General features: G+C 60.4%; 8 protein-coding genes. 3 read left to right on the top strand and 5 right to left on the bottom strand.

The window, feature by feature from the left end:
• Window positions 1–56: 56 nt before the first annotated feature.
• Window positions 57–560 (bottom strand): MarR family winged helix-turn-helix transcriptional regulator, encoded by a 504-nt coding sequence (locus ACNPN0_RS17325; protein ID WP_448937456.1) that lies wholly within the window; start codon window positions 558–560, stop codon window positions 57–59.
• 39 nt (window positions 561–599) lie between these two features.
• Between ACNPN0_RS17325 and ACNPN0_RS17320 the strand changes: the two genes are divergently transcribed.
• Window positions 600–1,550 carry a DMT family transporter gene (locus ACNPN0_RS17320; protein WP_400290343.1) on the top strand — a complete coding sequence of 317 codons (951 nt, stop codon included), beginning with the start codon at window positions 600–602 and terminating at the stop codon, window positions 1,548–1,550.
• Here the strand turns inward: ACNPN0_RS17320 and ACNPN0_RS17315 are convergent.
• From ACNPN0_RS17315 to ACNPN0_RS17300, 4 genes are read right to left on the bottom strand one after another with little or no spacing between them, the layout of a single operon-like run.
• Window positions 1,547–3,049, bottom strand: coding sequence for a sodium/solute symporter (locus ACNPN0_RS17315; protein ID WP_105657245.1), 1,503 nt, complete (start codon window positions 3,047–3,049; stop codon window positions 1,547–1,549). The genes ACNPN0_RS17320 and ACNPN0_RS17315 overlap by 4 nt on opposite strands.
• Window positions 3,015–3,380 carry a hypothetical protein gene (locus tag ACNPN0_RS17310; RefSeq protein ID WP_448937455.1) on the bottom strand — a complete coding sequence of 122 codons (366 nt, stop codon included), beginning with the start codon at window positions 3,378–3,380 and terminating at the stop codon, window positions 3,015–3,017. Before ACNPN0_RS17310 ends, ACNPN0_RS17315 begins: the two co-directional genes overlap by 35 nt.
• 59 nt (window positions 3,381–3,439) lie before the next feature.
• Window positions 3,440–4,156 (bottom strand): LytR/AlgR family response regulator transcription factor, encoded by a 717-nt coding sequence (locus tag ACNPN0_RS17305; protein ID WP_448937454.1) that lies wholly within the window; start codon window positions 4,154–4,156, stop codon window positions 3,440–3,442.
• A 29-nt stretch (window positions 4,157–4,185) separates the two neighbouring features.
• Window positions 4,186–5,367, bottom strand: a complete 1,182-nt coding sequence (locus tag ACNPN0_RS17300; RefSeq protein ID WP_105657305.1) for a sensor histidine kinase — start codon at window positions 5,365–5,367, stop codon at window positions 4,186–4,188.
• Window positions 5,368–5,564: 197 nt separating this feature from the next.
• Here ACNPN0_RS17300 and ACNPN0_RS17295 point away from each other — a divergent pair, with 197 nt between their 5' ends.
• Window positions 5,565–5,909, top strand: a complete 345-nt coding sequence (locus ACNPN0_RS17295; RefSeq protein WP_105657248.1) for a DUF485 domain-containing protein — start codon at window positions 5,565–5,567, stop codon at window positions 5,907–5,909.
• Window positions 5,910–7,535, top strand: a complete 1,626-nt coding sequence (locus ACNPN0_RS17290) for a solute symporter family protein (RefSeq protein ID WP_105657249.1) — start codon at window positions 5,910–5,912, stop codon at window positions 7,533–7,535.
• Window positions 7,536–7,577 lie beyond the last annotated feature (42 nt).

Here is a 7,577-nt window from a genome sequence, read left to right as displayed (position 1 = left end):
CTTCCCGCTGCCCTGCGCGGCTTTTTGCATTCTTGGCGACGCGCTGGCCGATAAGGCTAGGGCCGGGTCTGTTCATAGTGGGCCAACCAGTTTCGCAGCATTTCTTCGAGCACAGGACGATCAGCGGGGGACAGCTGGTCCACGAGGCGCTTTTCGTTGCGCATGTGGGCGGTAAACGCTTCATCGATTTTCTTCTTGCCGCTAGCCGTCAAGGAGATGCGGCGCCCACGCCTGTCATCACCGGATAGCGCGCGGGTGACCCAGCCGTTGCTGACCAGCTTGTCGAGCCGCTTGGTCATGGCTCCGGTAGTCACCATCGTCTGCTGTGCCAGCTCGCCGGGGGCCAGGGAATGGGGTTCTCCTGCCCGCCGCAAGGCCGCGAGCACATCGAATTCAGCTTCGGTCACCCCATGCTCTGCATAAACCGTGCAGAGCTCCTCGGTCAGGTAATTAGCCAAGCGATGCAGCCGGCCGATGATTCCCTGGGGCGCTGGGTCGAGATCCGGCCGTTGTTCTGCCCACTGCTGTTGAATGCGCGATACGTGGTCGTTTTGCTCCATGCCTTTATTATATCTTCCAAGGAAGCTAAAGTATCTTCCATGGAAGATACTTTGAATTCCGCGGGGCACCGGCTTCGAACGCTGGGCTGGGTAGCACTGACCGCGATAGCCCCGATCGCGTGGGGCTCCAATTACTATGTCACCAAGGAATTTCTTCCCGACGGCTCAGCGCTCTGGGGCGCGGCGATCCGCGCATTGCCGGCGGGCTTGGTGTTGCTGGGGCTAGCCAGGAAACTCCCGCAGGGCAGCTGGTGGTGGAAATCCGCGGTTCTGGGCGTGCTGAATATCGGTGCCTTCTTTGCCCTGATCTACGTGGTGGCGCAACTTTTGCCATCGGGTGTCGCTGCTACGACCATGGCGATTTCTGCCGGTGTGCTCATGCTGTTCGCATGGCTATTGCTCGGTGAACGTCCTGCACGTTGGCCTTTGGTTGGGGCCCTCTTGGGCTTCGTCGGCGTGGGCATCATGGTATTCGATGCACAGGCCGGCATCGATATCCTGGGGATCGTCTTGTCGCTGGTAGCAATGGTCCTATCCAGTGCCGGGTTCATCTTGACCAAGCGATGGTCTGAAGGGATGCCGATTATCCGTGTCACCGCGTGGCAGCTGGTGGCCGGAGGGGCAGTACTGGTCCCGTGCGCGCTGTTCGTGCATGGAGCACCCCCGGAGCTTGACCTCCAGGCGATGGCGGGCTTCGGCTATGTCAGCCTCATTGCCACCGCGGCTGCCTATCTTGCCTGGTTCACCGGGCTGCGTCATCTCCCTGCATCGTCAGTTGGCCTCATTGGCCTGCTCAATCCAGTGACAGGGGTCCTGCTGGGAACATTGCTGGCAGCGGAAAGCCTCGGACTCCAAAGCCTGATCGGAATGGGCTTGGTTCTCGGCGGAGTCCTTCTGGGGCTGGCCAAGGGATCCCGGCGCAGATCAGCTTCGGCACGCGAAGCATCTGGCCGCGACGCGCCCGCCGGAGAATCCGTGGAGACTGGCTAGAACTTCGCCCGCCAGTCCGGGACATGGAGCAACGCCATGACGCGTTCAACGTTGGCGGGCACGCTCCGCTTGGTGCTGCGCGATACGAAGATCATCACCATGAAGGCCAAGGGAACGCTCCACGCCGCAGGCTGGCGCAAGAGGTGGATCCAGATCTCATCTTCCTGGGGCAGGAAGGCGCCGGTCATCAAGGCCAGCCCGCAGGAGATGCCGCCAGCCAGCAGGCCGGCAACAGCACCTCGTGCGGTCAGCGAACGCCACCAGATGCCCAAGAGCAGCAGCGGGCAGATGGTGGATGCAGTGAAGGCGAAGACGTTGCCAATGGCGCCCGCCAAGGCCAATGAATTGGTCACCACCGCGACCAGGACGGGCAGGGCGGTGGCCAGCACGGTAGAGATCCTGAAGCCACGCACGGTACCCGAGAAGAATTCCTGGGACAGCGCACCAGCCAGGGATACCACCAAACCGGAGGTGGTGGAGAGGAAAGCTGCGAATGCGCCACCGACGACAATTGCGGTCAAGGCATCGCCCAGGAATCCGTCGAAGAGGCGTCCGGGCAAGAGCAGGATGGTGGCATCGGTTTCATTGGTGGCACCGAGCTCCGGGGTGTAAAGCAAGCCCAGCACGCCCAAAGTCGTCGGCAAGAGGTAGAACGCGGAGAGCAGGCACAGCACAATCACCGTGGTGGTACGCGCAGCCTGGCCTGTGGGGTTCGTGTAGAAGCGCACCAGCACATGCGGCAGCCCCAGGGTGCCGAAGAGCAATGCCAAGATGATGGATACCGTCTCGTAGAGGTTCATCGCGTTCACGGACTCCAGCTGCGCATACAGGGCCTGGGCATGCCCGGATGCCGAATGCTCGGGGATGGCCCGCCCCAGCAGGAAAATCGTGGGAATAACCAAGGCCGCCAGCTTGAACCAGTACTGGAAGGCCTGGACGAAGGTCACCGAGCGCATCCCGCCGGACAGCACCGTCACGCAGACAACCGCGGCAACAATGACCGGACCGGCCCAACTCGGGAATCCGGTAGCGATGGATAGGGTCAGGGCTGCTCCGTGCATTTGCGGAACGATATAGAGCCAGCAGATCACCACCACCAGATAGGTGGTGATTTTCCGCAGCATCGGCGAGCCTTCGAAACGGATCTGCGCGAAATCGGGAATTGTGTATGCCCGGGAACGTCGCAGGGGAGCGGCAACAAACAGGAGCAGCATCAAGTAGCCTGCGGTGTAGCCGATGGGGAACCACAAACCTGATTGCCCAGAGAGCACAATCAGTCCGGCAACGCCCAAGAACGAAGCCGCCGACAGGTATTCGCCGCCAATAGCAGAGGCATTCCACCACGGGCGTACGGTGCGTGAAGCTACGTAGAAGTCGGAAGTTGTACGGGACAGGCGCAGGCCGTGGAAGGCAATCAGCATGGTGGTGAGGCAAACGATCACCAGGGAGGAAACGGACAGCAGGCTAGCCACGGCTGATGCTCCGATACCGTTCTTCATTGCGTCCCGCGGCCCTTTTGTAGAGCATTCCGGCCACGATGATCAGTGGATACATGCCGATGCCCAAAACCCACCATGGCAGGGGCAGGCCCAGCAGATGGATGTCCTCGAAGACCGGCCAAAAGACGAGCAATGCACTGATACCTACCAGCATCGCCAGCAGGCCCGCCGCGACGGCACAGGCCAGCCGCAGCTGGGAGCGGATCAGCTGGCGAACATAGAATTCTTCTGCTGTGTGCTCGGGACGGTCGGGGGAGACAGTCAAGGATGCATCCTGCGGAGCCTGGACACGCACGCGTTTTGGACGCTGCTCAGCGAAACGTCCGGGCATGAGGGGCTCTCGCCGGCTGTTGTCTTGGGGAAGGTGCTCCACGGAAGGCCAGCAGCTTCCTACAGCGGGCGGACGCGGTTGGCAGCCAAGCGTTCCCGCAGGTATGGCAACGCGCGACGAGAAATCGGAAGTTCGGTGCTGTTGACCAGCACAGCGGCCTTGCCGGTCTGCAAGCGAACGGTTTCGATCTTATCCATGCACACCAGGTAGGAACGGTGGATCCGAACGAAACCGGACTCGCCCCACTGCTGTTCCAAATCGTTGAGCGGAACCCGGATGAGATAGCTCGAATCCTTGGTCTGCAGCCGGGCGTAGTCTCCCTGGGCTTGAACGTAGGCGATATCCGCCCGAGGTATCAGCTTGGTGATGCCTCCCTGGTCCACCGTGATCATTTCCGGCTTGGCAGGGGTCTCCTCGACCAGCTCGCAGATGCGGCGAACGGATTCGGCCAGGCGCTGCGGGCGAATGGGCTTGAGCACGTAGTCGATGGCGGCCAACTCGAATGCTTGCAGCGCTTGATCTTCATCGGCGGTGACAAAAACAATCAGTGGGGGATTGGTGAAGCGGGAGATGACGCGGGCAATATCCAAGCCTGACAAAGCCGGCATGTGGATGTCGAGGAAAAGTGCGTCGACAGTATTTTCCTCCAGCGCCTTCAGCGCCGCGGCACCAGAGGTGGCGCGGTGAATTTTCCCGATGCGGGAATCCTGGCTGAGCAGAAAAGCGATTTCTTCTACCGCTGGAAGTTCATCATCGGCGACCACCACGTTAATCATGCGAAAATTCTACCGTTTATTGGATTTTTCTATGCATCGGAAGTGATCGTGTTGGGCGGACGGAACTTCGGGACACGCAAAGTGATCAGCGTTCCGGCCCCCGGCGCGGTCTCCACCACCAGTCCATTGGAATTGCCGTAGAGCTGGCGCATGCGCAGGTCGACGTTGCGCAGGCCTACGTGCATATTCGGGGTATCGCCAGCTAGCACACTGGACAGCTGCTCGGGATCCATGCCCATGCCGTCATCTTCCACGCTGATGACTGCGTGCATTCCGTCTTCGGTGGCCGTGATGGAGATGACTCCGCCATCTGGCCGGGCTTCGAGTCCATGGCGTACCGCATTTTCAACCAGCGGCTGCAAGGCCAGGAAGGGAATTTGCGTGGGCAGCACCTCGGGAGCGATCTGCAAGGAGACCTTGATGCGCTCACCGAAACGGGCCTTCTCCAGCAACAGGTAGCGGTCAATGGCTTCCAGTTCCTCGGCCAGGGTGGTGAATTCACCGCGGCGGCGGAAAGAGTACCGGGTGAAGTCGGCGAATTCTATGACCAGCTCACGGGCTCGAGCGGGATCCGTATTGATGAACGAGGCGATTGCATTCAGCGAGTTGTAGATGAAGTGCGGGGAGATCTGAGCGCGCAAGGCACGCATCTGCGCTTCGAGCAGCATGGCCTTGGATTCATCGAGCTGGGCGGTGGACACCTGCGCGGATACAAAGACCGCTACCTCGGAAACTGCCCGAACGAAGCTGGCGCCGGCCCTGCGTGATAGCGCGGTCACCGTTCCCACGCTTTGATCTCCTACGGTGATCGGCGCGGACACGAAGTCCATGCCGGAGGAACGTTCTACCTGGGTTTTGCCGGTTGCCAGCGCGCTTTTGGAAACCTTGGAGGCTGCTTCTTCGAGTTCCGCGGTGAAATCGGCCCCTGCATCGGTGGCCAGCACATGGGTGGTGTCGCTGATCAGCAATACCTGGCAGTTCAAGAGCCTGCGCAGCGCCTTGGCGCTTTTGGCCGCCCCGTCCTCAGTCAGGCCGCGCTCCAAATGGGGAACCGCAACGGACATGTGGTGCAACGTCTTGTAGGTGGCTTCCTCGACGTCGGTACCCATTTCCTTGGTGGAGCGGGAAATCCTGAAACCGATGTAGCCGACAAGAGCGATTCCGACCATCGCAATGGCGACGATCAGGGTGACTTGCAGCGCTGGAGACATGTATCCCATCTTAGGGCCCTGCCTGATCTGCCGACCGTTCAGCGCGCCATGCTGCGCCGTTGGGCGCAGAAAGCAGTCCGTTGAGCCACGAGCTGTGCAAGCCCCCTAGTCGCCAACGGGTTTATCCCCAATAGTGAACTTAGTCACAAAACTGATGTGCGCCCAGTCACATCATCAACTCGCTCAAGGAGGGCATCATGAGTGCCAACCCGGAACACGGCGTCGCTGCTGACGTTGATTTCGTCAAGGAGAGCCAATCCGAGGAATTCCAGGAACTGCGAAAGACCCACCGCAGTTTTGTTTTCCCGATGGCAGTCTTCTTCCTCGTCTGGTATTTCGCCTATGTGCTGCTAGCCGACTACTTCCACGACTTCATGTCCATCAAGGTTCTCGGCAATATCAACATGGGTATTGTTCTCGGGTTGCTGCAGTTCGTGTCGACCTTCGCGATCACCGCGGCCTACGTCAGTTTCTCGAATAAGAAGCTCGACCCCAAGGCAACCAAAATCCGTGAACGCCTAGAGAGCGAGGGAGTGAACTAAATGAACCAGCTCAGCATCCTGGCCCAGGCCGCGGGAGAGTCGACCCAGGTCGGCAACCCCTTGGTCAATATCGCCATCTTCCTGGCCTTCGTGGGCGTCACCATGGTGATCGTGCTCCGCGCCTCCAAGAACAACAAGACCGCTGCGGATTACTATGCAGGCGGCCGTTCCTTCACGGGAACACAGAACGGCACCGCAATTGCCGGTGACTACCTCTCGGCAGCCTCCTTCCTGGGCATCGTTGGCGCTATCGCCATCCAGGGCTACGACGGCTTCCTCTACTCGATCGGCTTCCTGGTTGCTTGGCTGGTTGCCTTGCTGCTGGTTGCGGAGCTGCTGCGCAACACCGGCAAATTCACCATGGCCGATGTGCTGTCCTTCCGCCTCAAGCAGCGTCCGGTGCGCATCGCCGCGGCCATCTCCACGCTGGCAGTGTGCGTCTTCTACCTGCTGGCGCAGATGGCTGGCGCCGGCGCGCTGGTTTCCCTGTTGCTGGGTATTGACGAGAAGCTGGGACAGTCGCTGGTGATCGTTATCGTTGGCGCATTGATGATCCTCTATGTGCTGGTTGGCGGCATGAAGGGCACCACCTGGGTGCAGATCATCAAGGCCTGCCTGCTGATCGCCGGCGCGCTGATCATGACCGTGTGGACGCTGGCCATGTTCGGCTTCAACTTCTCCGACCTGCTGGGCAAGGCAGCTGAAGTAGCCGGCAACCCCGAGATCCTGAATCCGGGCATGAAGTACGGTGTTTCTGAAACTGCCAAGCTGGACTTCATCTCGCTGGCCCTGGCCTTGGTGCTTGGCACCGCCGGCCTGCCGCACGTGCTGATGCGCTTCTACACCGTTCCTACCGCGAAGGAAGCCCGCAAGTCCGTCGTCTGGGCTATCTGGCTGATCGGCGCCTTCTACCTGTTCACCCTGGTGCTGGGCTTCGGCGCCGGTGCACTGATTGGCCCGGACCGAATCCAGGCGGCTCCAGGCGGCGTGAACTCTGCGGCACCGCTGCTGGCCTACGAATTGGGCGGCACAGTCCTGCTGGGCCTGATCTCTGCAGTGGCCTTCGCAACCATCCTTGCTGTGGTGGCGGGCTTGACCATCACCGCGGCGGCATCCTTCGCCCATGACGTGTACGCGTCGGTGATTGCCAAGGGCAAGTCCACTCCAGAGAAGGAAATGAAGATTGCCCGCCGCACGGTCTTGGTTATCGGAGTCTTCGCTATCGCTGGCGGCATCGGTGCCCAGGGGCAGAACGTGGCCTTCCTGGTGGCATTGGCCTTCGCGGTGGCCGCTTCGGCTAACCTGCCAACCATCTTGTACTCGCTGTTCTGGAAGGGCTTCAAGACCCGCGGCGCAGTGTGGTCCATGTACGGCGGCCTGGGTTCGGCTTTGCTGCTGATCATCTTCTCGCCAGTGTTCTCGGGCTCTGAAACCGCAATGATCCCAAGCATCGATATGGTGATCTTCCCGCTGGCTAACCCGGGTATCGTCTCCATTCCGCTGGCCTTCTTCCTAGGCTGGCTGGGCTCGGTTACCGACAAGCGTGTCGAGGACATTACCAAGCAGGCGGAAATGGAAGTTCGTTCGCTGACCGGTGTCGGTGCCGAGAAGGCAGTCGACCACTAAGGCGAAGAATTCATAAAACTCAATAGCGAAGTTCCGGGGACC

This window comes from Glutamicibacter sp. AGC84 (assembly GCF_053543575.1).
This window is presented reverse-complemented; position numbering and strand designations above follow the sequence as displayed.